The sequence below is a fragment of the Streptomyces sp. NPDC002476 genome, assembly GCF_042889785.1.
GTDB lineage: Bacteria > Actinomycetota > Actinomycetes > Streptomycetales > Streptomycetaceae > Streptomyces.
Window position 1 is genome coordinate 161,991 of record NZ_JBIARH010000007.1, and the last position, 22,383, is coordinate 184,373.

Sequence of the window (22,383 nt, forward strand, 5' to 3'; positions counted from 1 at the left end):
GCGCGCCGACCGACTGCCGCCACACCATCCCGCACCGAAGGTGTCCGCGAACCATGGGCCGGGCTGGCCAGGCGCGCGCCGCTCTTGGCGTGGTGGTGGCCAAGGATCACGCGTCACAGGTCCTGGTCGTCGCCGTCGACGGACCAGCCGGCGTCGCGGTCCTCGTCGTCGTCCACGGCCGTGGGGACCAGCGGAACAGCCAGTATCGGTGAGATTGATCTTGGTTGCGTAGCAGGTCAGATGCCCGATCGTGGGACCTTTACGCAGAAGCTCGGCGGTGGGCTGTCGGCTGGGGCTAGGGTCGCCGGGCATGTAGTCGTACGAGAGGGACCGCGCGATGCCCGAGCGGATCTGGCACCCCATCAGCAAGCTGGAGTTCTTCATCGACCACACCCGTCGGTGGGCGGTCGACGTGCGGGAGCACCTGGAGACTCTGGAGGAGGCCCGCACCAAGCCGCACGTCCTGGCCGACAGCGACGTGGCGCGGATCAGGCGGGTCTACACCGAGCAGGCCGGCGACCTGACCCTGTTCGAGGAGCAGGCGGAGAAGTGGGGGCAGCTGACGGACCTGAGTTCGTCGCGGCGGGCGAAGCTCCAGACCCTCAACGAGCAGCTCGCCGAGCTGAGGGAGCTGAACAAGAAGGTGCTCGCCGTCGCCGATGAACTGGCGAAGGGCACCATCGACACGGTGATGGCCGCCTCGGACGGGGAGCTGGGCCTGGCGGTGCTGCTCGGCGAGCGGCCGGGAGCGTAGACGGTGGGGCGGATGAAGAAGAACAAGCCGCGACGCGAGGGCCCCGGCATCCCCGACACGGTCGTCACCGCGGAAGAGGCGGCGGAGCACAGGCGGGCCATCGCGGCGGCCGAAGTGCTGGAGCTGCCGGTCATCGCCTCCGAGTATGAGACGGGCCTGGTCCTGGACGTTGCGGCTGTCGGCGTCGACGGGGCGGGCCTGGTCACGGGGGCGGAGCCGGCGTACGTGCGGTGCACCGACGCGAAGGTCTACCGGCTCCCGGAGTCGCTGCGGGAGTGGGCGAGCGCACTGGTGGCGATGCACCTCGCCCACCGGCAAGCCGGTCACCCGTCGGTGTTCCCCTGCCGGATCGAGTTCGGGGTCCTCAATGGCGGGGCGTACGCCGAACTGCTGTAGCTCGGCTCTGCCGGTGGCCGTCGTGAGTGGCGACTGGGGCGGCGGGGGCCGTGCGCGTGGCCGCAGGCCGTCGCAGACTGGTGCCGTGGAGCGAGACGGCCGAGACACCCGGAACCCGTTGATCGGGAAACCCGATCCTGACGAGTGTCCCGACTCGTGCACCGCGTGCGACCACGGGCATTGCTGGGCCTGCGGGGCGCGCACCAACGACCCCAACCCTCCGTACGGTCTGTGCCGTCCGTGTCTGCGCCACGAGAGCCAGCCTTACGACTGAGTCAGCTACAGGGCGGACAGCGTGACCGCAGTCAGTCGCGGCGCCGGGCTGCCGGGTCGCTCGCGGCGACGTGGACAGGAGTCCGGGCACATAACCCGCCGGTAGGTTCCAGTGCCATCGCTGACCTGGGACGGTCCGCGAAGTCCTTGGGCGTTACGTGACGTCAGCGCGTCGTACCCGTCGGTACGCGTCGGTTTTCCGACGCCTTCACGTCACCGTACTGGCGGTGCCGGCGCCGGTATGCGCGGTCTCGGCAGCGCGCGGAACAGTAACGGGCGTCCCGGCGGCGGGACCCAGCCGCGTAGGTCATGTGTCCGCACACGGGACACGTCAGCCGTCGCAGCAGGCGCCTGTCGTCGGTGGCCACGGCCTTCAGGAACAGTCGGCCGAGCGCTCCGATCCGCTCGGTGGTCTGCCGGTCCCGGTATGCCTGGGCCCGGCAGGCCGGGCCGCAGTACAGACGCCGCCGTGTCGCGTTCTTCGGGAGCACGGCGCCGTAGACGTAGCAGTACCGGCGGCGGGCCATGCCTCCAGGATCGCGCTCAGTGCAGGGTGTCGGCCACGAGGGCGTTGACTCGGTTCTCGTACTCGCGGCGGGCTTTGCGTTGTGCTGGGATCGCCGGGGCGGCGTGTCCGAGGCTTGCGGGTGCTCCTGCTCGGCACGATGGGGACATGAATGACCTCTTGCCTGACGGGCCTGCCCTCGCCTACCTGCGTGCGGTAGTGGCCCGACTCGGCCCGGATGCCGGATCTACGAGCGGGTTCACCTGGCCGGACCGGTACGTGACCGACCCGGAAGTGGCGCTCTGCATCGGCCTGAGCGGCACACACGTGCTCTTCTGGAACCCGTTCGCCGGCGGGTGGTTCTGTGACGGGGTCGACTCGGAGGACCGCGTGCTCGACCAGGCCCACCAGCTCATCGAGGGGGCGGTAGTTCCCCGGCCCGACGCCGTGGTGGCCGGGGCCCGGCTCCAGTATCTGGTGCGGCTCGACGAGCTGCCGCTACGCGCGGCGGAGACCGTGGTACCGGTCGGCACCCGGCTCACCTCCGCCCAGCAGGTTGCAGTGGACCGCGGGGCCCTCACCGAGGACGTCGCGCGACGCCTGGCCGTCTACGCGGCGGAGGAAGCGACGCTCGCCCGTACGTGACCGGCATGGGCGCTTGGACCAACGGGACAACCAGTAACGCTAAGCACTTGATCACGGATGGCCGAAGCGTGTGACGGTCCTTTACCGCCGAGCATCGGCCACGAGGGAGCTGACGCGGCTCTCGTACTCCCGCCGGGCCTTGCGCTGTGCCGGGATTGCCGGGTTGCCGTCGAGGGGCTGGCAGCGGGCGAGGAGTTCGCGGTGGACTGCGGGCGTGGCGCTGACGCGCAGGGTGTAGCCCTGGCCGCGTCGTACGGTCACGCCCTGGTCGAGCGCGGCCCGCTCGGCGTCGTCCAGTTCGGCGGCACGGAGGAAGTCGGCGACCTTGCCCGGCATGTCGAGGGTGACCGGCAGCCCCGGGGCCGGGGCGCCCGGGTCGGCGGCCGTGTGCTCGGGCAGGAGGTCGGCGACGGCGGTGCGGATGGCGCCGCGGCTGACGCCGTGGTCGCGGGCGAGGGCGGCGATGGACCGGCCTTCCAGGTACGCGGTGCGCACGGCGTCGGTCCTGTCGGCGGGGACTGCGGGGCGGCGCCCGCCCTTGTTGCCCTTCGCCTCCGCGGCCCGCAGCCCGTCGTACGTCAGCTCGCGCTGGAGGTCGCGTTGGAGTTCGCCGGCGGCGGCGAGGGTCTGCACCATGAACTTCACGGTGGACAGCAGTTCGCCGGTGCGGGGGTGGCGGGCGGTGAGGTCCATGGCGGAGAACGCGCCGTCGTGGATGCGCAGGGCGAGGCGGTCGCGGTGGAGGACGTCGAGCACGTCGAGGATGTGCCCGGTGCCGCGCACGAGGCGGAACATCTCGGAGATGTGCACGGTGTCGCCAGGCCGCGCGTACGTGAGCAGCTCGCTGAACTTCGGCCGTTCCAAAGGGTGGAGGCGGCTGGAGGTGCCGCCCTCTTCCTCGAACGTCACCGGGTCCTCGATCCCGGCCTCGTGAAGGACGAGGTTCTGACGGTCGGTCGACTGCTGGTCGGTCGACACCCGCTTGTAGACCAGGTTGGCCATGCCGCTCCCCGTTGTGGTGGTCGCATTGACCCTAGCTGTCAGCAAACCCTGTCTTCATCCGCCATCGGATCCGATTGGATTCGCGGCGCTGCGAGGCCCCGGAAAGTCCGGGTTCATTGGACGCCCGCCGTTCCTGTCTTCATTCTTTCGTTTGACGACAGGCAGCCGACCTGGGAGGCCCGCGCCTTGCCGCCGGCTCCGCACCGAAGCAACGCAGGCGTGCGGCGAGAACCAGCAATGGCCGTTCCCCGCGCCTGCCCTTGGAATTGCCTGGTAGAGAAGCCCCCATGGTGAAAGCAAAAGAGACCTCTTACCAGGGATACCGCTTCCGCTCACGGCTGGAGGCGCGCTGGGCCGTCTTCTTCGACGCTCCGTATCGCGGACGACGGAGCGTGGTTGATGCCGTGCAACCTGGCCCACAAACCGATCAGGCTGGGAGACGACGGGGTGATCCTGGGCAAGGTCGTTGCCGTGATGCGGTCCCTGTGACTCCCTCCTGTCCGACTGGGGCACGCGCTACCGCTCCTCTTCCTCAACGGCACGGCGCGAAGTCTGTCGTCCAAGGCGATCCCCGGCGGCGCAACGCGCCTACCCCTCCGGCAGTTCGCCATCCTGCAGAGGCACCAGGGCCCCTGGGCCCTGCGTTGCCCGGTGCGGGTGGCGCCGCCTGACGCGGCTCCCGGAGGCTGCTACGCCCGGCCCGCTCCAGAGTCTCGTGGGGCGGGCCGGGCGCAGGCCCGCGTTGTCGGCCCGGCTGACGCGCTGCGGAAAGGTGCTCTGCACCAGCGCATCCAGGCCTTCTGAACGCCTACGGAGCCACCATGCCTGCTGATCACGCCCGTAAAAGCCTCGTACGCCGCCGCGGTGATCACACCGGCGAGTCGTACACCGATGCTGCCAAGGCCGTGCGGCGCGAGCGCAGTGCGTACAACCGCGCCGTCTGGGACCCGTGGATCGCTCCCCGCTGCGAAGTGACTGACCCGATCCCAGGGCATGACCTGTGGCTGTCCGGTCCGTGTCCGGAGGGCTGCCCGACGCGGGAGAACCCGGTTTACCGTGCCTACCTGAAGACTCTTTCCCCGGGGGAGCGTCTGCCGCGTCCGGTGCCCGGGCGGGATCCATACATGTGCCCTGGCGCTGCTTCATGCACCGACGACGGCTGTAGCTGCAACTACGTTCATCTGGCGGTTTGTCGGGTCCGTCAGAGGACGCCGCCCTTCGTGCGAAGCCGCCGGGTCTCCGCCGCGGCGATGTTCAGCGCGGACCCGAGCTGATCCGCTTCTTCCCCTGTGACGTCGGCCTGGTTCGCGGAGCGGCGTAGCCGGTCCTCGAGGAGCGCGCCGCGCAAGGCGGACGACGTGTTCTCGGGCATCCCCGCACTGAACGCGACCACCGTCCCGTACCAGCCGTGCATCACGTCGTCCGTGCTCTGGTGGCCGTCCGGGTCGTCCGGAACGGACGTCAGTGTCCGGGCGAGGATTTCGGCGGCAGCCAGAAGGCGCCCGGCCGCGATCGCGGGGGACTCCAGGGCGCCGCCCCCGTGGGGGTCGACGCCGATCGCGGTCAGCGCCTGTTCGATCATCCGGGCCGCGCCGGGCCGCTCCACGGCGGAGTCGTCGAAGGCGGCTTCCTGTTGCGTCATGGCCGACAGCGTAGCGGCGCCGCCCGGGCCGGCGGACCGGTTCCGGGCGGTACCCCTCGTACGGTCAGGCGGCGGCGACGAGGGCGGCGATCACCAAGGCTCCGAAGTGGGCGGCCTGGTCGACGGTGGCCGCGCCGCCGGCCTTCGCGTACTCCCGCTGGCCGGTGTGCTCCATCCACCAGACGATCGCCCACCGGCGGTCAATGAAGCCGTGGGAGCACCCGACCCAGGCCACCACCGCGGCGATCGCCCAGGGACTCAGCGCCAGGTCCAGGACGACGTCGCCGGCGCCGAGCGCGACCGCGGACACCGCGGCGTGGGTCCCGGCGTGGAGGACGTTGTACGCCCACCCGGCCACGGTCCGGTCGGCCTTGTGATCTGCGATTTTGTCCGTCTGCAAGGGGTAGTCCGAAAGCATGTGCGCGACGTAGAGCAGCACGAAAACAGACGCGAACATGGCTGACCTCCAGGTCAAAAAGGGGTGTTGGTGAAGGCGCCGGCCGGGCCGGTCCTCACTGTTCCGCGGCCGTACGGCCGCGTCCGCTCCCGAGGAGCACACGGGGCGTGACGTGGCTCTCACTGTTCCGCGAACGGCCGCCGGCCTCTGCCCAGACCTGGGCACACCGCCGGTGACGTCGATCACCGGGCACGACGAGGCCCCCGGGGGAGCGCGTCCCCGAGGGCCCTCGTCCGTTCTGCAGCCGGGTCTACACCGGCACGCACCCCACGGACAGATGCCAGTACGGGCCGCCCTGGGGGCCCAGGTGACGGCGCAACACGTCCATGTCCGCCGGGACGCCGTACGTCATCATCACGGACACCGTGCCCCCGGACGTACGGGCCAGGGCCGCCCAGCGGTCCATCTCGGGCATGGCCGGGATGAGCAGCGACGACACCCCGTCGTCCGCGAGGAACGTCACCGACACCCGGCCGTCGCGCTCCCTGGTCCACCGCGCCTGAGAGTCGGCCGCCCGGGACGTCTCGTCCCGCGTCACGAAGTGGTGCCGCTCCACGAACGTGTTCACCTCGTCGCGGTCCGCGGACTCGTCGACGGACAGGACGATGGCCATCACCAGCGACCCTTCCGTAGTCGGGAACCCGGTCGGAATGGCGGTGGCGGGGCCGGGGATGCCGTCGTACACGGTCCCGAGAACGTTCCTCTGGCTCATCCCACGACCCTACGGGGCCGGGCCGCTACGGTCACCCGTATGACCGAAACCACGACGCCCCCGCCACCGCCCCGGACGACCACCTGGCCGCGTTCCCTGCGCCGCAGGTCGTCGAGGGCGTGGCCGAGGCGTTCGTCGGCGAGCCCGGCGCTGCACCGCGACGGCGGGTGCACCCACCAGGACATCACCGTCCTGGACTACCCGAAGGGCCCGGCCGACAAGCCGTTCCTGGACACGGTGTACGTGGTCAAGGCCGACTGACCGCCCCGCCCATGACGAAGGCCTCCGGGAACGTGTCCTGGAGGCCTTCGTCATGGGCGGACGGGCCGCCGGTCACCGGCTGCCGCCCGTTGCCGGGGCCGGGATCAGCGGGGGGAAGTCGGGGGGCCGGGCCGAGGGGAAAGCGGCGACCCGACCACTCAGTCGTTCCGCCGGGCTCCGCGGGTTGGTCAGTCCCAGACGGGGCCGCGGTAGTGCCAGCGGTGCGGGTCGCCGTCGGGGTCGGGGGTGTACTCGGCGCGGGCTTCCCAGCCGTGGACGACGTGGTAGACGCCGGTGGTGATGTCGTCGATGGGCCAGTCGGTGGTGTCGAGTTCGTGCCCGTCGAGGGGGCCGCCGAGGAAGTTCACGGTCCGAGCGGTCATCTGGGGTCCCTCCGGTGAGTGAGGTCGAGGTCGGGGTGGGGGGTGGCGCCGAGGACGACGGCTTCGACGGCTTCGGCCAGGTCGATGCCGTGGGCGGCGGCTCGGTCGCGGGCCCGGCGGACGAGGTCGTGCGGGAGCCTTGCCGAGATCTGCTTGAGGACCGGGCGGCGGTGGTCGGGGAGGTCACTGCGGGCGATCTGTTCGAGGACTGCCCGGAGCGCTCCGGAGCGGTTCCCGGAGTGGTCGATGAGGGCGAGAGCGCGCTCGTCGAGGCGGAGGGTGACGGGGCTCTCAGGCATCGGGGTGTCCTTCGCTGTAGCCGCGGCCGGCGTAGGCGGAGGCCAGGGGCCTGTCGTCCTTGAGCCGCAGCAGTTGTTCGGCTCCGACGCCGATGTTCTTCATCACCCAGGCGTCGGACTTGCTGCGGGTGATGGCGCGGACCAGGTCCCGGGTGAGGAGGATGCTGTGGGTGCCGCGGAAGCGGTTGTGGCGGACGGTGGAGCTCATCATGTGGGGCAGGTCGCCTTCGAGGGCGACGACGGGCAGCAGGTCGTCCTCACGCCTGCGGATGCGGGGGGTGTCGCGCATCGTGAGGTAGCGGTGGTAGCCGTCGACGATCTCGTAGATGTCCTCGTCGGGGAGGTAGTGGGCGACGACGGGCTGGGTGAAGCCGTCCTGCCACACCGAGGTCCGCAGAAGCCGGCGCCTGGCTGCGGTCATCTGGTTGGGGTTGTAGTTGTTGGCGCGGATCTTGGTCATCGGGACGGCCTGGACCCGGTAGACGGGGCTGTCCGAAGGCGCGCTCGCGCGGGGCGTGTGCAGCGGGAGAACCTGCTGCACGGGGGTGTCGGGTCCCGGCTCCTCCTGCCAGTGGGGGGTGCGGGCGGGGGGTTCGATGTCCACGGCGCCGGTGCCGAAGAAGTACCGCGCGGCTCCGGTCATCTGCAGGAGCCGACGGAATTCGTCGGGCTCCATGCCCAGCTGCCGCATGGTCCACTTGGGCGTCATGCCGGAGTCGATGAGCATGGCGACCAGGCGTGACATCAGCTCGTCGTCGTGCTCGCCGCGTGCCTGGTTGTGGCGCACGGTGGAGGCCCTGAGCTCGTCCGCGTCCTTGCCGTGGAGGACGACGACGGGGAGCATGTCCTTCTCCCGCTCGCGGAGGCGGGAGGATTCCCGCACGGTGCGCCAGCGGTGGTAGCCGTCGACGATTTCGTAGATGCCGGTGGCGTCGTCGTGGACGGTGACGACGGGCTGGGTGATGCCGTCCACCCACATCGAGTTCTCCAGGCCCGTCAGCTCCGGAGGCGCGACCACATTCGGGTTGTAGTTGTTCGCCTGGACCTGGTCCAGCGGGACCGGTCGCACGTCGTAGACGGGGCTGCGGAACGGCTGCTGCGCCTGCTCCTTCTTCGTGCGGGCGGCCGTCACAGGGTCTCCTTCAGCTTCTCCAGGGCCTGCACCCTCTGGGTGTGCCGCAGTTTGGTCTGGCCGTAGCCCATGCCCTTGAGCTGCCAGTCGTTGCGGAGGAAGCAGATGGCCATGCGCCTCCAGTCCGGGATCTCCGCCGCCGGCCCCCGGCCGGAGAGGTCGTCGGGGTAGCGGGAGAACCGGACGACCTCCATGGGCGTCTTCCGTTTCCGGTTGTCGGTGGGCGGGCCCAGGAATTCGACCTCGGCGTCCTCGGGCGGGTTCTCCCGCAGGTTCGCCACGGTGCCGGCGCTCAAAGCGCCGCCGGTGACGGTCCAGTACCGCATGGTGGTGCGGATCTTCGGGAGCATCTCCTTCCGGCGTTCCTCGGGGAGGGTCTTCCAGAGGAAGACCGCGTAGGACTTCCAGGTGTGCCCCTCGGGGAGTTTGACCTTCTTGGCGCCCATGGCGCCGGTGCCGCCGTAGATGGCGGTGAAGTTGGCGCCGTTGACCCGGCCGACGAGGCGGCCCCAGGTGTCCGGCTCGATCTCCCGGTAGAGCTTGAGGGATTCCTGTCCCTCGCCGCGGAAGGGGCTTGCCACGCGCATGTCGCTGAGGGGGACGCCGACGAGGTGGAAGAGGTCGTACAGCTCGTTGTAGGACCACTGGTGGTCGCCGTTCGCGGTCCAGATGTCCTCGACGTTCCAGTCGTGGATCGGGTAGGCGTTGTAGACGCCGTCGCTGATCCGGGTGGTCCACGGGTAGGACTGCCACATGGCGTGCTTGTCCTGGCGGTGGATCGCCGCCTGCCGGTGGTGGGACTCCTGGGTGCGGATCCCGACGAGGACGGCGGTGCGCGCGGCGCCGGAGCGGCGGTGCAGCCACCGGGAGACCTGTTCCTGGAGCGTGTAGTCCCACACGCCGTCGTATTCCGGGAAGTCCTCGGGGACGTTCCCTGTGTGGATGACGCCGGGGGCGTCGGGCAGGGGGCGGACCCAGGCGTCCTTCAGTTCCGGGTCCCACGGTTTCCAGTGGCTCTGATACATCGACACTTCGCTGATCACGGCCATCGGCAGGCAGATCCAGACGGGGTCGACGAGGTCCGGGTTCGAGGTCATGACCTCGGTGACGTAGTCGGTGGTGGCCTGGTACTGGGCCTCGTAGTCGAAGTGGACCACGGTGATCTTCTGGGTGATGCCGTGCTCGCGCATGTAGGCGAGGGTGGTGTTGAGCATCACGCCGGAGTCCTTGCCGCCGGAGAACGCGACCGCGACGTTGTCGAAGTCCCGGAAGATGATCTTCAGTCGCCGCTGGGTCATCTCCCAGACGTCCACGTCCTTGCTCTTCACGAGAACTTCCTCCCTTCTCGGACTGCGTGCGCAGGAGCCGTGAGGTGCAAGGCCTCCCCGGGCCGGGGGCCTCGCACCTCCAACTGTATCCCATTTTGGGATACGGCGTGGTGTCTACAGGACTCCGGACGGGTCGATCTCCCGGCGCACCAGCTGCGCGAGCCACTCCTTGTTGCGCAAGTTGCGGGCGACGAGGGCGTCGATGCCCAGGTCGGAGGTGTGCGTGGTGTACACGAGAGGATTCTTCTGGCCCAGGCGCCTAATCCGGCTGCGGGCCTGCTCGACCTGCCCGAAGTCGAAGGGCAGCGAAGCGAAATGCGCCGAGCTGACGTGCTGGAGATTCAGACCGAAGCTGCCAGTGCCGTAGGTGACCAGGAGCGGCAGGCGCTCGGCGCGGAAGCGGGCGAAGATCTTCTCGCGCTCGCGGTCGGGCGCGTCGCCGGACATGACGAGGTGGTCGCCCCTGAGGGCGGCGGCGATCGCGTTCTGCTCGTCGCGGTACTGGCAGAAGACGATCGTGTGCCGGCCGTCGACCCGTTCGGCAATGGAGGCGCACTTGACGGGGCAGCAGGCGGCGATGCGCTTGAGGTTCCCGAGCATGCGGTACAGCGCGATCTCCTCGCCGTACCGCTCCCAGGCCGCGAAGAACTCGTCGCGCTCGGTCTCGTACGCCGCGCGGGCGGCGGCTCCGGCCTCGTGGGAGATCTCCAGTTCGGCCTCGGGCAGGCCGATGTCCAGACGCGCCTCGAAGATGTAGCGCTCCATGAGACCGCGCAGGTGCGCCACGTTCGGTTCGTAGACCTCGTACCAGGCGCGGCGGCCGCGATGGGGGTCGGAGCGCTCGATCAGGGTGAAGTACCGGTAGCTGAACTGCCGGTCGCTCGTGTCGAGGATCTTGGGGTGGAGCCAGTCCATCTGCCGTTTGACGTCCCACAGGTCGCGCGTCAGGGGCGTGCCGTTGAGCGCGAGGGCGTACGCGGCGTGCCGACGCAGTTCGAGCATCCGCTGATGCCGCTTCGACCAGCCGTTCTTGATGAAGCTCGACTCGTCGGCGACGATCAGCAGCTTCTGAGTCGTCTTGGCCCACGCGAGGGTTTCGAGGTAGACGCGGTCGGACTGGGAGAGGGTCTGGTAGCCCAGGTAGCGCACGGGCACGTCGCAGCCCCAGCGCTCGACCTCGTTCTGGACGGTGGACAGCACGGAGTAGGGCGCCGCCCACAGCACCGCGTCGACCCGTCCGGCGCGGGCCCGGTGATTGGCCAGCTCGACCGCGACCCGGGACTTGCCCATGCCCTGCTCCATGAAGACCGCGCCCGCCTTCAGCCGGGCGAAGCGGCGCAGGGCGCCGGTCTGTTCGATCGTCAGCCCCGGCAGCCCGGGCGCGCCGCCCGCTTCCCCCGTCACCGGTCCGCGGTCCTCTCCTGCTCGTCCGCCGCGTGCCCTGCCGCGCCGGTGATGCCGGTGCCGTCGGGGCCGGACTGATCGTCACCGGGTTCCCGGTCGGCGTCGTCGATGTCCCACTCCTCGGGGATGCCGAGGTCGTCGTCGAGGAGCTCGGCGTCGATCTCCGCCACGACCGGGTCGAGCGGTTCGGGGACACGCCGGTGGGTCCCGGGGGCGGGCTCGGTGTCGGCCCAGGAAGCGGTGGCCGCCACGAATTCCGTGGCGGACAGGGGCCGCGTGCCGCCCTCGGGGAGGCGGAGCCTGAACTCCCAGCGGTCGGGGAAGTGCCAGACGACCGCGCCGTCCTGGAGAGTGCGGCACATCGTCCACCGGTGGAAGACGACCGCCTTCGGGTCCTGCGTCTCCCAGCCGAAGCGGCACATGCTCGCGTCCTTCACCCGCCGGACCCGGGAGGGGTCGAAGACCACCCGGTGCCACCGCTCCTGCGGCACGGCCAGCGACTCCCCCGGCCGGTCCAGAGGACGGGCCCGGTCCTCGGCGAGCTCCGCGGCCTGCACCACGGTCTCGCCGGCACCTCCGTGCAGCCGCAGCTGCGGCACGTCAGCCGGGACCAGCAGCGTCACGTACCCGGGCCGGTGCCGCACCACCATCCTCCGACGGTGGTGCAGATACAGCCCCTCCCACCGGGAGCACCGCAGCGTCACCCGCACGTAGCCGGCCAGGCGCTCCCCGAAGATGTTGAAAGCCTCGTCCTCGACGTCGGCTTCGGGGACGTCGATCTCGTTCCACGCCTCCTGCCGCCAGGGGGCGGGGAGCAGGTAGTGCCGGGGGCCGGGCCCCTCGCGGCGGCCGGTGGTGCGGTCGGCGTGCATCTCCTGCGCCGCCACACGCCTCACCCGCCGCCCGTCGGACACCGCGAAGCTCCACTCGCCGTGGAACCGCAACTCCACCATCCCGGCGCCGGCGGTCTGTTCCGTGCCGGCGCCCGCACCGGTGGTGCCGGTGTGCCCGTCGTGCACGGTGGTCAGGGCTGCGGGATGAGTGAAGGCGCAGCCCTCCCACCGCGAGCCCCGGAGCGTCACGACGGCGTCCCCGTCCCGGTCGATCCTGACCTCTTCCCTGGGAAGCGTGAAGGTGTTGTACCCGTTCGGGTCGAACCCCGCGGCCTCCTGCTCCGGGGTGCGCGGGGCGAGTTCCCCTCTCCTGGCGAGCGCCACCAGCCTGGCCACCGAGGCGTGGCGGTTGTCGATGAACCAGCGGGCCGTACTCACCTCCCGCAACGCCGCCAGCGCCGTCCGCCCGGCCTCCGCCACCTCAGCCACCTCGGCCGCCCGGCCCGCAGCACGCTGCATGTTCCCCTCCGTGGCGGGCACGGCCCCGTCCGGGGCCGTGCCGCCGCCGTGCCGCGCCCGGTCCCGCTGGAGGCCGTCGACGTACTTCTTCAGCTGCGAGAGGAGTTCGTGGCGGATGGTCTCGGCCCAGGCGACCTGCTTGGGACTGCCCTGGAGCTCGGGCAGCCCCTCCCGCCCGGCGGCCTCGACGGCGGCCCGGCGCTCCTCCTCACGCTCGCGGTCCCGCTCCTCCTGCCAGCACGCGCGACACGGACGCTCCTCCTCCCACTCGGCGCGCCGGTCGCGCTCGCGGCGGCTCCCGAAGAGCTCGACCGTCTCCACGTGGCCGCAGGAGCGGCTGATCCGGTAGCGCGCCATCACCACTCCTTCGGCATCGTCAGGCCGCTGATCACGGCGACGGCGTTGCGGCCCCAGGCGTCCCAGTCGTAGATGTCGGTGCTCCGGTCGCCCTTCACGGCGAGCCGCCGGCGGCGCCGCAGCACCTCCAGCGCCCGCTCCGGCCCGCCCAGCAGGGTGACGTGCCCCACGCTCATCCCGTCGAGCGTGACCGGGGTGGCCCCGGCGAGCCGGGTCTCGACCGGAATCACCGGGGGCATGGGCAGGTGACCGGCCGGGGCGACGGCCCGCCTGCGCAGGAGCTCCGCCGTGCGGCCGCGTCCGTCGTCGAACTCGTCCGCTTCCCGGTCGGCCGGGTCCGTCCACAGCAGGTCGTACCAGGCGTCCCCGCGGGCCGGGCGGGGTGCGCGGTACTCCGTCCAGCGCGGAAGAGCCGTCAGGTCGAGGCGCTCGCCCCCGGTCCTCAGGATCTCCGGGGCGGCCTTGGTGATCGCGCGGTACGCGCGGTGGGTCGGCGTCCCCCCGTCGAAGCCGTACATCCGCAGCATGGGACTCCCTTTTCTCCGGTCGCAGCACCCTCTGAGCGCCACAATCTCTTGCGATAGCGAAAGAGAATCTAGCGGCTCCATTTCGTTACCGCAAGAGATTGCCTATAGTCGTCCCCATGAGCGCAGACCCCAAGCCCCCGCCCAACCCCCAGACCTCCCCCGACACCCCGCCACCAGCTGCATGCGTCACCCCCACCGACCTCGCGCGAATCGTCGTCAGGAACGGCTGGGCCACGTCGATGACCCGCCAGCGCGTCATGCAGCTCGCCGACACCGACCCGGACTGGCCCGTCCCCCGCACCGAATGGCACCGCGTGGGCGCCTACTGGCAAATCCCCCTCGACGACCGGCTCAAGGACTACTTCACCAACCGCACGAACCGGCCCGGCCCCAAGGGCTGGACGTAGAAAGTGACCCCGGCGGCACACCGCCCGCAGGCCGGACCCGAACGGCGGCCGCGTGCACCCGTACGAGACGAGGAGACGCACAATGAGCGCGATCGGCGAGGGCGTGGTCCTGCAACTTCGACAGCCTGTTCGCCCCCAAGGTCGCCGCCGGCCTCGGACTCGACCTGGATCTGCTCGATTCGCTCTCGGCCCGCATGCTCCAGCTCGGCTATGCGCCTGTCAGCGGCCGGTCCGTCCTCACCTGGACCTTCACCCGCCTTCTCCTGATGCGCGGCGACCCCGATCTGCGCGCGATCCGGCTCGACGACCTCACCGCATTCGCCGAAGAGATCAAGCACTACTGCGCCCGGCCGGAAGCCGGGTTTGTGCGGGCCAGCCATGTCTCCAACGCACGCCGCCGCATGCCCATGGACCAGCTCGCCGAGATCTACCAGAAGGCATGCCTGACCAGGCTGCACGGCGTCCATGTGCTGCTGTTCAACATCGGACAGGTCCCCGAGCCGCCGTTCCACGGCCTGAAGACCGCCGAACTCTGGCGAACCGAACTCACCCCTCCCGAGACACCGCCGGCGCTCGCCGCTCCGGTGACGCGCTGGCTGTCGGGACGGTTGCAGACCAGCGACCGCGCGGAGTCGGTCCGCCACTCACGCGACGCCTTCCGCTACTTCCTGTGCTGGCTTGCCCAGGCCCACCCCGACATTGACGCAATGACCCAGCTGGAGCGTCGGCACGTCGAGGGCTTCATGGCCCACCTGCGCGAACACATCAACGCCCGCACCGGACGGCCGCTGACGGCACGGTCCCGCTACACCTACCTCAGCCCGCTGCTGCAGTTCTTCCGCGAGACCAGCCAGTGGGGCTGGAGCGACGTCCCGGGCCGACCACTCCTCGGCCGCTCAGACATGCCCAAACTCCCCTCCGCGCTGCTGCGGTTCATCCCCCGGGCCGAGCTGGACCGCCTCATGGAAGCGGTCGAGGGACTCGAAGATGCGCACCAACGAGCGGCTCTGCTCCTGCTGCGCTGGAGCGGTGCCCGGCGCGGGGAAATCGCACGGCTGACCCTGGACTGCCTGGACGCCTACCCCGACGGCTATCCGCGGCTGCGGATCCCGGTCGGCAAGACCTACACCGAGCGCATGGTTCCCCTGCACCCCCAGGCTGCGGACGCCCTGCGTGAGTTGATCGACGCGGCCAAGGCCGCGAACGCCGCGGCCCGCCACGACGCATGGGCCCAGCGCCCGGTCCGCTACGTGTTCATGCGACGGGGCAAGCCCATGGGCCGTCACTTCCTTTATGCGGACGCCTTGGAGATCGCCTGCCGCAAGGCCGGGCTCGTCGACGGCGACGGCAATCCCACCGTGACCGCCCACCGGTTTCGCCACACGGTCGGCACCCAGCTCGCCGAAGGCGGAGCCCAGATTCAGACGATCATGGCGATTCTCGGGCACCGCAACGCGCAGATGTCGGCCACCTACTCCCACATCAGTGACCCCGTCCTGAAGGAGCAGTACGAGAAGGTCATCGCCGCCGGCGGACGGATCGCGGGCCCGGCCGCCGAGGAAGTGCTGACCAGGCGGATCGGCGAGGACACTCTGAACTGGCTCAAGACCAACTTCTTCAAGACGGAACTCGAACTCGGCCACTGCCTGCGGGCACCCGCCGAGGGGCCTTGCGAGTGCGACCTCTACCTCCGCTGTTCGAAGTTCCTCACCACGAGCGAGTACGCACCGCGCCTGCGGTCCCGGCTCGCCCGTGAACAGCAGCTCGCCCGGGATGCCGTCGAACGAGGCTGGCCCCGCGAGGTCGAGCGGCACAACGCCATCGCCGACCGAATCCGCGGCCTCCTCGCCGATCTCGGAGAGAGCGCCGAGCCCGGCCCTGACGATCACTGCTGAGCGGTTCGTTCCGGCAGCCTGAACGAGAGCCCGACGGATACTTGTCGGATGGACGGATCAAGGGCCTCTTGGGTCAACACCACGCACGATTGGGCTGGCATCGTGGACGCGGACCATCTCGGCCAGATCCGACAGGGATCCGCAGAGTTCGCTCCGGGCGGGCCAGAACACCTTGTTCTTGAGATCGTTGCCTACGCCGCTGACGAGGCAGCGAGCCGGGGCGGCGGACGGTGTGTGGTCACGCTGCATACCGACGGCTCGGTGTCGGTGAAGGACGACGGCCGGGGCACCGACACTCGGGTCGACGAGCATGGCCGGGTGGTGAAGAAGCCGGTCATGGCCACGAAGGATCTTCGGTTCTTCGACCTCCCGGAGGCGGAGCGGCTTCCGGACGGACATCCGCGTCGCGGCATGTCCGTCGTCGCAGCGCTCAGCGAGTGGCTGATTCATACCAACCGCCGCCTCAACAGATCCTGGAGCCAGCGCTATGAGCACGGCGTCCCGGTGACCGATCTGCAGCCCGTCGAAGCCGACGGGACCACGGGGACCTGCGTCCGCTTCCTGCCGGACGAAGCCCTGCGTTCGCGGTGGTCGTTGACCGCGGGCGATCTGGCGCGGTGGTCCGAGCACTGGCCCGACCTGACTGTCCGCCTCGACGATCAGCTCGACGGCGAGGACCAGTCGCGTCGGTGACCACGGGGCGGCACGACCGAACTGCACCGGGGAGAGCGGCCCGGTCGGATCCCGATCCTGCGGGCCTGGTGCTCGGCCCCGGTGGCTTGGAGGCGGCGGGAGTCGGAGCCAGTCTGATCAGGGTGCACTTGAAGTTGAGCCGGACCCGCGCACGGAATTCGTCCAGATAAGGATTCACGTGCGTCCAGAACAGCGGCGACAGCCCCCGCCGGTCCGCCTCGGTGAGCGTGTCCGCCCACTTCGGGTCAGCCAGAACCTGTTGGACGAGCAAGGTATTGACATGCACGAGACTGCTCTGCAAAAGGTGCAGGGCAAGCATCGAGACCTCCTGGCTCTCCTTATCCGCACCCGTCAGGTCGCCGTCCTTGCCGTAGAACAGGTCGGAGTTCGCCGAGTTCCAGTTCTCCACCACCTGCAAGCCCTCGCCGATCTCCTTGCGCATCTCCGCATCCGACAGGTAGTCGCAGATGAACGCCGTACGCACCACGCGCCCCAGCTCCTCGATCGCCTGGTAGGTCGGGTGCTTGGGGCCGCCCTTGGTGAAGCGGCGCAGGACCTGCTCAGCCTCGGCGGTGCCCAGCCGCAGGGCGGTGGGGCACGGTTCTCCTCGGTGCGCGGGGTCAGGCCGCCAGCCCGAGGGCGGCGGTGGGGTTCTGGTCCCAGGTCAGCTTCTTCTTGCGGTAGGCGTCGAACGCGGCCGAGCGCGGCGAGTGCCGGGAGTGGACGGCGACCGCCTCGGGCGGATTCCCGGCGTCCAGCATGGCCTGGATGCAGCCGCGGCGCATGGAGTGCCCGGTGATCCGGCGGATCGCGGCGCGGGCCGCACGCCGGGTGGTACGCCACGCCTTCATGATGGCGTTGGACTCCTCGGCGGTGGCCGCCTTCTCGGCCGCCTCCTTCGCCTCCCGCGCGGCCAGCACCTCGGCCGCCCGCTCCTCCGGGGTCGGGGCCGGGGTGAGTTCAGCGGCGCGGGCGGCGGCCTTGACGATGTCGTTGACGGTGTCGGCGGTGATGCCGCCGCGCCGCCTTTCGTCCTTGGTGTGGCGGCCGGCGGCCTTGGCACCGATGTTGCCATGCCGGTCGATGCGGCGCAGCAGCGGGCCCGGGGTGAGCTGTCCGTCGTCGGCCAGCACGTCCAGCCACTCGCGCAGCGCGAACAGCGGGCACAGTTCCTGGTCGTCCGGGGCGAGGATGCGTACCTCCTGGCCGCGGGCCTGCTGGTCGGCCTTGGAACGGCGGATCTTGACGATCAGCGCCGGGCGCTGGGTCTTCTTCTTGGTGGTCGGGTCGGTGACCTTGACCGTGGTGAAGGTGATGTCGTGGAGGTTGAGCCGGGCGGGTTCGGAGGCTCGGCCGGCCATCCACCAGTCCAGCAGCAGCACCGCCGCGTCCCGCTTGCCGCGCACAGTGGTGCGGTCCAACTGTCGCACCATCAGGCGGAGTTCGTTCAGGTCGACGCCGTCGGCCTGCAGCGGACCGGGTTCCACCAGCGGGTCGTCGGCCTCCTCGCCGCGGCGCTGGGAGATGATGGCGAGGCAGCTCTTGATCTCCACCTTGTCCAGCGTGGTGCGGTGCATGGCGCGCAGCATCCGCAGGGTGCCGAAGTGCGCGTCCAAGGTGGAGGCGGGGTGGCCCCGGTCGGCGAGGTCGTCGAGGAAGCAGAGCACGGCGTTGGCTTCGGCGGTGTCCCAGCCGTAGGTGTCGCACCAGTCCTGATAGGCGCTCCAGCGCGAGTCACGGGCGCTGCGGGAGTTGCGCGGCACCGCATTGTTCAGGCGGCGGGCGGCCGAGGCGGTGATGCGCCCGCCGCCGGGCAGGCGCACGTCGGCCTCGGCGCGGGGGCGGCGGCGGACGGCCGGGGCGGGCCCGGCGGCGGGGACGAGTTCGGTCGACGCCATGGACTACGGCTCCTCGTACGGGGTGGGCGGGGCCTGCCAGGTCAGGGTCTCCAGCGGCGAACGCGTCGTCCGCACCCACTGCGGGATCCGCACGGCGTGCGCCACGGCGGACATCTCGTCGCTGAAGAGGACGGCGGGCCGGGCGGGCGCGGCCGGAGCGGGCGGCAGGGCCGGGAGGCGGCGGGCGGCGGGGTCGGGCTGGGGTGTCACTGGCTGGCCTCCGGCCGCTCGATGTGGAACTCGGTGACCTCTCGGGCGTCGCGCACCGCAGTCTCCTCCCGGAAGGAGATGCCCTCGGCCGTGAGCTGGGCCCGGAGCCGGTCGGCGTCCGGCCGGGCGTAGGTGACCTCGCGGCGCACCGCGGTGCGCCGCGAGGTCACCTGCTCCTGCGGGATCTCCCCCGTCATCTTCTCCCCCTGCGCTCTCGGGCCGTCCTGGCGAAGTTGTTGCGTCCGCTGGATGCCCGCTGACGCGTGTTGTCGTGTCCGCGCAGGTTTCTGATTCCGGCTAAGGGGAGCGTATCCGGAATCAGGACCCGGCGCACGGCCGACACCGGACCGTCCGGGATTCAACGAAAGTGCGGGCCGGGAGGGCGCACGGCGAGCTCCGAGGGATCAGGAGGCGATCTGAGCGCAGACGCGCCCTGATGGTATGAGGGGGCCGGGAATACACATCAACCCTCAGAGACGTACAGAGAGCTTTCGCGCAGATCAGAGGCTGTTACGCATCACGCTGTTACGACTCAATCTTCATCATGTTTGAGTTGAATTGCATGTTCAAGATCCATGCTCTAGCGTGCAGAACGACCCGGGATCTCCGGGCGCCGAAAACGCGGACCGACGAGAAGCGGGGGAAGAGCCGTGCGACGACGGCAGCGATGGCGCGGCGGCGGGGACGGCCCGCTGATGGACCTGGTCAACCTGGCGGGGATCTTCGGACCCGTGCTGGTGGCCGCAGTCCTCCTCACCCGGCACCTCACCTGACGCCGGACACCGACCGGCCGACACCGTCCACCTCAACCCGGAACGGGGCACCATGCGCACCCCTGCTGAACTGCGGTCCAAAGCAGCCGACTTGGAAGCTCGCGTCCCCCCGGCCGCCGCCGGCCCCCGCACCGACGACGAGCACATGTTCCTGGAGAAGGCCGCCGCACTTCGCACCGAGGCCGACCGCCTGGAGGCCGAAACGGTCCCCGGCACCACCGGAACGCTCGCCGAGCGCATCAGCGACGTCATCGCCAACGAGGTCCCCGCCACCTACGCCGCCCTGGCGAGCGCGCGGGCGCGGGAGGTCGTCGCCGCCTGGCAGGACGACGCCGTGCAGACCCTCGACGGTGTCCGGGCCTGGGCCGCGCTGTACCGGCCGCAGCTTTCCCGCTCTGCGGCCCAGGCCTTGGACGGCATCCTGGCCGAGCGCACCGACGAGGACCGATGAGCACGAAGACCGTTCGGCTCGGCAAGACGGCCGGCACGGACGAGTGGCTGGCCCGGAAGCTGATCGAGGCCGGGTTCGGGGGCGCGGACTGCGACTTCCCGGAGTGCACCAACGCCCGCGTGCCGCGCACCGAGGGTAAGTCGGGCACACCCACCAAGTTCTGCGTGCAGCACAACAACCCGCGCGACCGGCAACGTGCCTACCGCGCCCGCAAGGCTCTGCAGAAGGAGCAGGCCGCCCGGCCCGCTCCGGTGCCCGTCCAGACGGCGGTCGCCCGGGCCGTGCGGGAGGAGCAGGTCCTCGCCTCGCTGTTGCCCCGGGTCCTGACGGCTCTGGAGACCGTGCAGCAGGGGCAGCAGGCCGGCGCGGACACCGCCGCGGTCGCGGCCCACATCCAGGACGTCACCACCACGGCCGAGCAACAGGTGCAGGAGGCGGAACAGGCCCGTGCGGAGGCCGTCGAAAAGGCGGAGCAGAGCGCGGCAACTGCCGAGCAGGCGCGCGCCGAGGAAGCAGCGGCGGTCCTTGAGGCGGCCTGCGCGCTGGGAGAGGCGGGCGCGGCGGACGCGCGTGCCTCCGAGGCGGTGGCCGCGCACGCCGCGCTGGACGTCGAGCACCAGGCGCTCCGCGCGGCGCACGAGGACCTGGAGACCTCCCACCGGCAGCTGGCGGAGCAGCACGAGACGCTGACCGGCGCGCACGCGCAGCTCACGGCCGAGCACGAGGACCTGGTGGGCGCGCACGGACGGCTCCAGGGCGAGGCCGAGTCGCTGCGCGGGCGCGTGAGCGAGCAGAGCGAGGCTCTGACGCAGCTGCAGAGGCGGCACGAGGAGAACCTGTCCGCCCTCGCCGCGGCCCAGACCGAGAACACCGGCCTCACCAGCAGGCTGCAGGAACTGCAGAGCCACCAGGGCGAGCTGGAGTCGAAGAACAGTGCGCTGACCGCGCAGCTCGACCAGGTGTACACGGAGTACCGCCGGGAACTCGCCGCGCTGCGCGAAGAGCTCGCCGCGGCCCTGCGTCCCAGCACGGCGGCGGATGGTACGCAGGACCCTGGCGAGGACGGCGCGTCCGTCACCGACGTGCAGGCCGGTGAAGCGGCGGCCAGTGTCGGGCCGGACCAGGCGGACGGCGTCCGACGGCGCCCTCTGTCCATCGTCGACCTCGGCCGCCACGCCGGCTCCAGCTGGGCCTTGGTGCGCTACGACGACGAGACGGACAACTGCTGGTTCCTGCTGCGCGACGGAGAGCGGACCGGCTCCGTACGGCCGGAGTACCCCGGCTACGGCACCTCCCGGGCGGGCTGGTCCGCGCGCACCGCCAACTTGATGCCTGTGAAGCCTTCCGGTGCCAAGCACTTCACCGGCCGGGACAAGGCCGCCGCCGCGCTGATCCGCGACTGCGTACGCCGCACCCCCTCCCCCGCCGCGCAGGCAGCGGCCGCGCACCCCTTCACGGCCCTGGCCGACGACACCCGCACGACTCTGGTCATCGCGGTGATCCCGCTGGCCACCGCGAGCGCGCCGCGGTGGGCGAAGCTGCCCGCCACTGTCCGGGACGCCGCCCTCAGCACCGCCCTGCGGATCCCCACCGAGGACGACCTGCAGCAGCTGGCCGGACTCGACGCGAAGACGCTGGGGCGCAGCAAGGACGCACAGCAGCTCCTGGCCGCGCTGCAGTGCCTGCGCCTCGACGACGAGCAGGAGGCAGCGCAGGACGACGGCCCGGTCGACCTGGGCACGATCGACGGCCGCGCGTGGCAGCTGGAGCCCGACCCGCACTACACCGGAGGCTTTCGGGTCCTCGTCGACGGCGCGGACATCGGCGCCGTGGCCCCTGTCCGGCGGCGCAAGAGCGGCACCGTGAGGTGGAGCGCCGAGCACCGGCGGCGTGCCCTCGGCCGCGGTCCGTCGCACGCCGACCGGGACGCCGCCGTGCGCGCCGTGACCGGGGCCGAGGCCGTCTGGGTGCCGCTGCCGGGGCTGGACGACGACGCCTTCCGGCGGATCCCGGCCTGGCAGCGCAGCAACCTCTACGGTGCGGCCGGGCGGATCGACCTGCGGCGCGGCCGGCTGGCCCAGCTGCAGCCCGGCGCGTACCGGCGGGAGCTGCACCAGGCCATCGTCCAGGCCCGGCGCTCGGCCACCGGGCAGATCCGCGGGCAGCACCTGGCGGTGCTCCTGGACGTGGCCCGTGAGGATCTCGGCGCCCCCAGCAGCGGACCGGCGCAGCGGCTGTACGACGTCATCCAGGAGATCCGGGAAGGTCTTGTCGCTCCGCCCGAAGGCTCATAGCCCCTCGGCGACGTTGTTTCGTGACCTCGCCTCCCGACCGGGCAGGACAGGGTGGCCTCTGCGGTCGATGCCGCAGGGAGCTGCCGCGCCTCTGTCCTCGCCAGCGCGTGCGCACGTGACCGGGTGCGGTTGGTCATGCGGGGTGCTGGTCGCCGCGGCCGGGTCACATGTGACCCGTCACCCGTTCTTTACCTTCGTTTCCCAGACGCAGACCCACGCAACGTCCTCCGATTCCATGGGAGTCGAGAGGCTCGGGTGGGCGCCTGTAAGGATGATCCCCCTCATCGGCGGTGGGAGGACTGGTGCAGGCGCCCACGCTGTCCGGCTCGCCTA

At 70.8% G+C, this 22,383-nt stretch carries 26 protein-coding genes and 2 pseudogenes; 12 read left to right on the forward strand and 16 right to left on the reverse strand.

Annotated elements, in window-relative coordinates; translation table 11 throughout:
- The first annotated feature begins 53 nt into the window (after positions 1-53).
- The 3 genes from ACFYXM_RS11300 to ACFYXM_RS11310 all read left to right on the forward strand — a co-directional run bounded on the left by ACFYXM_RS11300 (position 54) and on the right by ACFYXM_RS11310 (position 1,150).
- On the forward strand, positions 54-212 hold the full coding sequence (locus ACFYXM_RS11300) for a hypothetical protein (protein ID WP_389288743.1): 159 nt from the start codon (positions 54-56) through the stop codon (positions 210-212).
- A 125-nt stretch (positions 213-337) separates the two neighbouring features.
- Positions 338-754 (forward strand): hypothetical protein, encoded by a 417-nt coding sequence (locus ACFYXM_RS11305; RefSeq protein ID WP_389288744.1) that lies wholly within the window; start codon positions 338-340, stop codon positions 752-754.
- Between the two features lie 12 nt (positions 755-766).
- Complete coding sequence (locus tag ACFYXM_RS11310; protein WP_389288745.1) at positions 767-1,150, forward strand: hypothetical protein; 384 nt, start codon at positions 767-769, stop codon at positions 1,148-1,150.
- Between the two features lie 437 nt (positions 1,151-1,587).
- Here the strand turns inward: ACFYXM_RS11310 and ACFYXM_RS11315 are convergent, their stop codons facing one another.
- Positions 1,588-1,950 (reverse strand): hypothetical protein, encoded by a 363-nt coding sequence (locus tag ACFYXM_RS11315; protein WP_389288746.1) that lies wholly within the window; start codon positions 1,948-1,950, stop codon positions 1,588-1,590.
- A gap of 146 nt (positions 1,951-2,096) precedes the next feature.
- Here ACFYXM_RS11315 and ACFYXM_RS11320 point away from each other — a divergent pair, with 146 nt between their 5' ends.
- Positions 2,097-2,573, forward strand: a complete 477-nt coding sequence (locus ACFYXM_RS11320; RefSeq protein ID WP_389288747.1) for a hypothetical protein — start codon at positions 2,097-2,099, stop codon at positions 2,571-2,573.
- A gap of 81 nt (positions 2,574-2,654) precedes the next feature.
- On the opposite strand, the gene ACFYXM_RS11325 is transcribed toward ACFYXM_RS11320, so the two are convergent.
- Positions 2,655-3,575, reverse strand: a complete 921-nt coding sequence (locus tag ACFYXM_RS11325) for a recombinase family protein (protein ID WP_389288748.1) — start codon at positions 3,573-3,575, stop codon at positions 2,655-2,657.
- Positions 3,576-3,956: 381 nt separating this feature from the next.
- On the opposite strand from ACFYXM_RS11325, the pseudogene ACFYXM_RS11330 reads away from it, so the two are divergent.
- Positions 3,957-4,064, forward strand: a pseudogene (locus ACFYXM_RS11330) (repressor LexA); the annotation flags it as partial.
- Positions 4,065-4,776: 712 nt separating this feature from the next.
- Here the strand turns inward: ACFYXM_RS11330 and ACFYXM_RS11335 are convergent.
- The 3 genes from ACFYXM_RS11335 to ACFYXM_RS11345 all read right to left on the reverse strand — a co-directional run bounded on the left by ACFYXM_RS11335 (position 4,777) and on the right by ACFYXM_RS11345 (position 6,386).
- Positions 4,777-5,217: a hypothetical protein gene (locus ACFYXM_RS11335; protein ID WP_389288749.1), complete on the reverse strand. Its 441-nt coding sequence runs from the start codon at positions 5,215-5,217 to the stop codon at positions 4,777-4,779.
- Positions 5,218-5,281: 64 nt separating this feature from the next.
- Positions 5,282-5,674 (reverse strand): DUF3307 domain-containing protein, encoded by a 393-nt coding sequence (locus tag ACFYXM_RS11340; RefSeq protein ID WP_389288750.1) that lies wholly within the window; start codon positions 5,672-5,674, stop codon positions 5,282-5,284.
- 250 nt (positions 5,675-5,924) lie between these two features.
- Positions 5,925-6,386, reverse strand: coding sequence for a hypothetical protein (locus ACFYXM_RS11345; RefSeq protein ID WP_389288751.1), 462 nt, complete (start codon positions 6,384-6,386; stop codon positions 5,925-5,927).
- A gap of 39 nt (positions 6,387-6,425) precedes the next feature.
- Here ACFYXM_RS11345 and ACFYXM_RS11350 point away from each other — a divergent pair, with 39 nt between their 5' ends.
- A complete protein-coding gene (locus ACFYXM_RS11350) occupies positions 6,426-6,647 on the forward strand; it encodes a hypothetical protein (RefSeq protein ID WP_389288753.1) in 222 nt (73 codons plus the stop codon).
- Between the two features lie 188 nt (positions 6,648-6,835).
- Here ACFYXM_RS11350 and ACFYXM_RS11355 read toward each other — a convergent pair whose 3' ends face one another.
- The 7 genes from ACFYXM_RS11355 to ACFYXM_RS11385 all read right to left on the reverse strand — a co-directional run bounded on the left by ACFYXM_RS11355 (position 6,836) and on the right by ACFYXM_RS11385 (position 13,429).
- Positions 6,836-7,030, reverse strand: a complete 195-nt coding sequence (locus ACFYXM_RS11355; protein ID WP_389288754.1) for a hypothetical protein — start codon at positions 7,028-7,030, stop codon at positions 6,836-6,838.
- Complete coding sequence (locus ACFYXM_RS11360; protein WP_389288755.1) at positions 7,027-7,329, reverse strand: hypothetical protein; 303 nt, start codon at positions 7,327-7,329, stop codon at positions 7,027-7,029. Before ACFYXM_RS11360 ends, ACFYXM_RS11355 begins: the two co-directional genes overlap by 4 nt.
- Positions 7,322-8,461, reverse strand: a complete 1,140-nt coding sequence (locus ACFYXM_RS11365) for a ParB N-terminal domain-containing protein (protein ID WP_389288756.1) — start codon at positions 8,459-8,461, stop codon at positions 7,322-7,324. The genes ACFYXM_RS11360 and ACFYXM_RS11365 overlap by 8 nt, the downstream gene beginning before the upstream one ends.
- Positions 8,458-9,789 carry a DUF3440 domain-containing protein gene (locus ACFYXM_RS11370; protein WP_389288757.1) on the reverse strand — a complete coding sequence of 444 codons (1,332 nt, stop codon included), beginning with the start codon at positions 9,787-9,789 and terminating at the stop codon, positions 8,458-8,460. Before ACFYXM_RS11370 ends, ACFYXM_RS11365 begins: the two co-directional genes overlap by 4 nt.
- A gap of 114 nt (positions 9,790-9,903) precedes the next feature.
- Positions 9,904-11,193 carry a helicase-related protein gene (locus tag ACFYXM_RS11375; protein ID WP_389288758.1) on the reverse strand — a complete coding sequence of 430 codons (1,290 nt, stop codon included), beginning with the start codon at positions 11,191-11,193 and terminating at the stop codon, positions 9,904-9,906.
- On the reverse strand, positions 11,190-12,902 hold the full coding sequence (locus ACFYXM_RS11380; RefSeq protein ID WP_389288759.1) for a hypothetical protein: 1,713 nt from the start codon (positions 12,900-12,902) through the stop codon (positions 11,190-11,192). The genes ACFYXM_RS11375 and ACFYXM_RS11380 overlap by 4 nt, the downstream gene beginning before the upstream one ends.
- On the reverse strand, positions 12,902-13,429 hold the full coding sequence (locus ACFYXM_RS11385; protein WP_389288761.1) for a hypothetical protein: 528 nt from the start codon (positions 13,427-13,429) through the stop codon (positions 12,902-12,904). Before ACFYXM_RS11385 ends, ACFYXM_RS11380 begins: the two co-directional genes overlap by 1 nt.
- A gap of 116 nt (positions 13,430-13,545) precedes the next feature.
- Here ACFYXM_RS11385 and ACFYXM_RS11390 point away from each other — a divergent pair, with 116 nt between their 5' ends.
- From ACFYXM_RS11390 to ACFYXM_RS11400, 3 genes are all read left to right on the forward strand, one after another.
- On the forward strand, positions 13,546-13,836 hold the full coding sequence (locus ACFYXM_RS11390) for a hypothetical protein (RefSeq protein WP_389288762.1): 291 nt from the start codon (positions 13,546-13,548) through the stop codon (positions 13,834-13,836).
- A gap of 194 nt (positions 13,837-14,030) precedes the next feature.
- Entirely contained in the window at positions 14,031-15,731 is a 1,701-nt protein-coding gene (locus tag ACFYXM_RS11395) for a tyrosine-type recombinase/integrase (RefSeq protein WP_389288763.1), read from the forward strand.
- A 234-nt stretch (positions 15,732-15,965) separates the two neighbouring features.
- Entirely contained in the window at positions 15,966-16,424 is a 459-nt protein-coding gene (locus ACFYXM_RS11400; protein ID WP_389288764.1) for a hypothetical protein, read from the forward strand.
- Positions 16,425-16,602: 178 nt separating this feature from the next.
- Here ACFYXM_RS11400 and ACFYXM_RS11405 read toward each other — a convergent pair.
- From ACFYXM_RS11405 to ACFYXM_RS11420, 4 genes and pseudogenes are all read right to left on the reverse strand, one after another.
- A pseudogene (locus tag ACFYXM_RS11405) lies at positions 16,603-17,010 on the reverse strand (Tn3 family transposase); the annotation flags it as partial.
- A gap of 34 nt (positions 17,011-17,044) precedes the next feature.
- Positions 17,045-18,322, reverse strand: a complete 1,278-nt coding sequence (locus ACFYXM_RS11410; protein ID WP_389288765.1) for an integrase — start codon at positions 18,320-18,322, stop codon at positions 17,045-17,047.
- Between the two features lie 3 nt (positions 18,323-18,325).
- A complete protein-coding gene (locus tag ACFYXM_RS11415) occupies positions 18,326-18,532 on the reverse strand; it encodes a hypothetical protein (protein WP_389288766.1) in 207 nt (68 codons plus the stop codon).
- The gene (locus ACFYXM_RS11420; RefSeq protein ID WP_389288767.1) at positions 18,529-18,729 is read right to left on the reverse strand and encodes a hypothetical protein; all 201 of its coding nucleotides are present in this window, start codon (positions 18,727-18,729) and stop codon (positions 18,529-18,531) included. The genes ACFYXM_RS11415 and ACFYXM_RS11420 overlap by 4 nt, the downstream gene beginning before the upstream one ends.
- 453 nt (positions 18,730-19,182) lie before the next feature.
- On the opposite strand from ACFYXM_RS11420, the gene ACFYXM_RS11425 reads away from it, so the two are divergent.
- From ACFYXM_RS11425 to ACFYXM_RS11435, 3 genes are all read left to right on the forward strand, one after another.
- On the forward strand, positions 19,183-19,305 hold the full coding sequence (locus ACFYXM_RS11425; protein ID WP_318314396.1) for a hypothetical protein: 123 nt from the start codon (positions 19,183-19,185) through the stop codon (positions 19,303-19,305).
- A 91-nt stretch (positions 19,306-19,396) separates the two neighbouring features.
- Positions 19,397-19,756: a hypothetical protein gene (locus ACFYXM_RS11430; protein WP_389288768.1), complete on the forward strand. Its 360-nt coding sequence runs from the start codon at positions 19,397-19,399 to the stop codon at positions 19,754-19,756.
- On the forward strand, positions 19,753-22,050 hold the full coding sequence (locus ACFYXM_RS11435) for a hypothetical protein (RefSeq protein WP_389288769.1): 2,298 nt from the start codon (positions 19,753-19,755) through the stop codon (positions 22,048-22,050). The genes ACFYXM_RS11430 and ACFYXM_RS11435 overlap by 4 nt, the downstream gene beginning before the upstream one ends.
- Positions 22,051-22,383: the final 333 nt, after the last annotated feature.

What these genes read in the sequence shown, in the direction of transcription:
- ACFYXM_RS11300 (WP_389288743.1), top strand. Translation starts at nt 54, where the DNA reads ATGGGCCGGGCTGGCCAGGCGCGCGCCGCTCTTGGCGTGGTGGTGGCC.
- ACFYXM_RS11305 (WP_389288744.1), top strand. Translation starts at nt 338, where the DNA reads ATGCCCGAGCGGATCTGGCACCCCATCAGCAAGCTGGAGTTCTTCATC.
- ACFYXM_RS11310 (WP_389288745.1), top strand. Translation starts at nt 767, where the DNA reads ATGAAGAAGAACAAGCCGCGACGCGAGGGCCCCGGCATCCCCGACACG.
- ACFYXM_RS11315 (WP_389288746.1), bottom strand. Translation starts at nt 1,950, where the DNA reads ATGGCCCGCCGCCGGTACTGCTACGTCTACGGCGCCGTGCTCCCGAAG.
- ACFYXM_RS11320 (WP_389288747.1), top strand. Translation starts at nt 2,097, where the DNA reads ATGAATGACCTCTTGCCTGACGGGCCTGCCCTCGCCTACCTGCGTGCG.
- ACFYXM_RS11325 (WP_389288748.1), bottom strand. Translation starts at nt 3,575, where the DNA reads ATGGCCAACCTGGTCTACAAGCGGGTGTCGACCGACCAGCAGTCGACC.
- ACFYXM_RS11335 (WP_389288749.1), bottom strand. Translation starts at nt 5,217, where the DNA reads ATGACGCAACAGGAAGCCGCCTTCGACGACTCCGCCGTGGAGCGGCCC.
- ACFYXM_RS11340 (WP_389288750.1), bottom strand. Translation starts at nt 5,674, where the DNA reads ATGTTCGCGTCTGTTTTCGTGCTGCTCTACGTCGCGCACATGCTTTCG.
- ACFYXM_RS11345 (WP_389288751.1), bottom strand. Translation starts at nt 6,386, where the DNA reads ATGAGCCAGAGGAACGTTCTCGGGACCGTGTACGACGGCATCCCCGGC.
- ACFYXM_RS11350 (WP_389288753.1), top strand. Translation starts at nt 6,426, where the DNA reads ATGACCGAAACCACGACGCCCCCGCCACCGCCCCGGACGACCACCTGG.
- ACFYXM_RS11355 (WP_389288754.1), bottom strand. Translation starts at nt 7,030, where the DNA reads ATGACCGCTCGGACCGTGAACTTCCTCGGCGGCCCCCTCGACGGGCAC.
- ACFYXM_RS11360 (WP_389288755.1), bottom strand. Translation starts at nt 7,329, where the DNA reads ATGCCTGAGAGCCCCGTCACCCTCCGCCTCGACGAGCGCGCTCTCGCC.
- ACFYXM_RS11380 (WP_389288759.1), bottom strand. Translation starts at nt 12,902, where the DNA reads ATGGCGCGCTACCGGATCAGCCGCTCCTGCGGCCACGTGGAGACGGTC.
- ACFYXM_RS11385 (WP_389288761.1), bottom strand. Translation starts at nt 13,429, where the DNA reads ATGCTGCGGATGTACGGCTTCGACGGGGGGACGCCGACCCACCGCGCG.
- ACFYXM_RS11390 (WP_389288762.1), top strand. Translation starts at nt 13,546, where the DNA reads ATGAGCGCAGACCCCAAGCCCCCGCCCAACCCCCAGACCTCCCCCGAC.
- ACFYXM_RS11395 (WP_389288763.1), top strand. Translation starts at nt 14,031, where the DNA reads ATGCTCCAGCTCGGCTATGCGCCTGTCAGCGGCCGGTCCGTCCTCACC.
- ACFYXM_RS11410 (WP_389288765.1), bottom strand. Translation starts at nt 18,322, where the DNA reads ATGGCGTCGACCGAACTCGTCCCCGCCGCCGGGCCCGCCCCGGCCGTC.
- ACFYXM_RS11420 (WP_389288767.1), bottom strand. Translation starts at nt 18,729, where the DNA reads ATGACGGGGGAGATCCCGCAGGAGCAGGTGACCTCGCGGCGCACCGCG.
- ACFYXM_RS11435 (WP_389288769.1), top strand. Translation starts at nt 19,753, where the DNA reads ATGAGCACGAAGACCGTTCGGCTCGGCAAGACGGCCGGCACGGACGAG.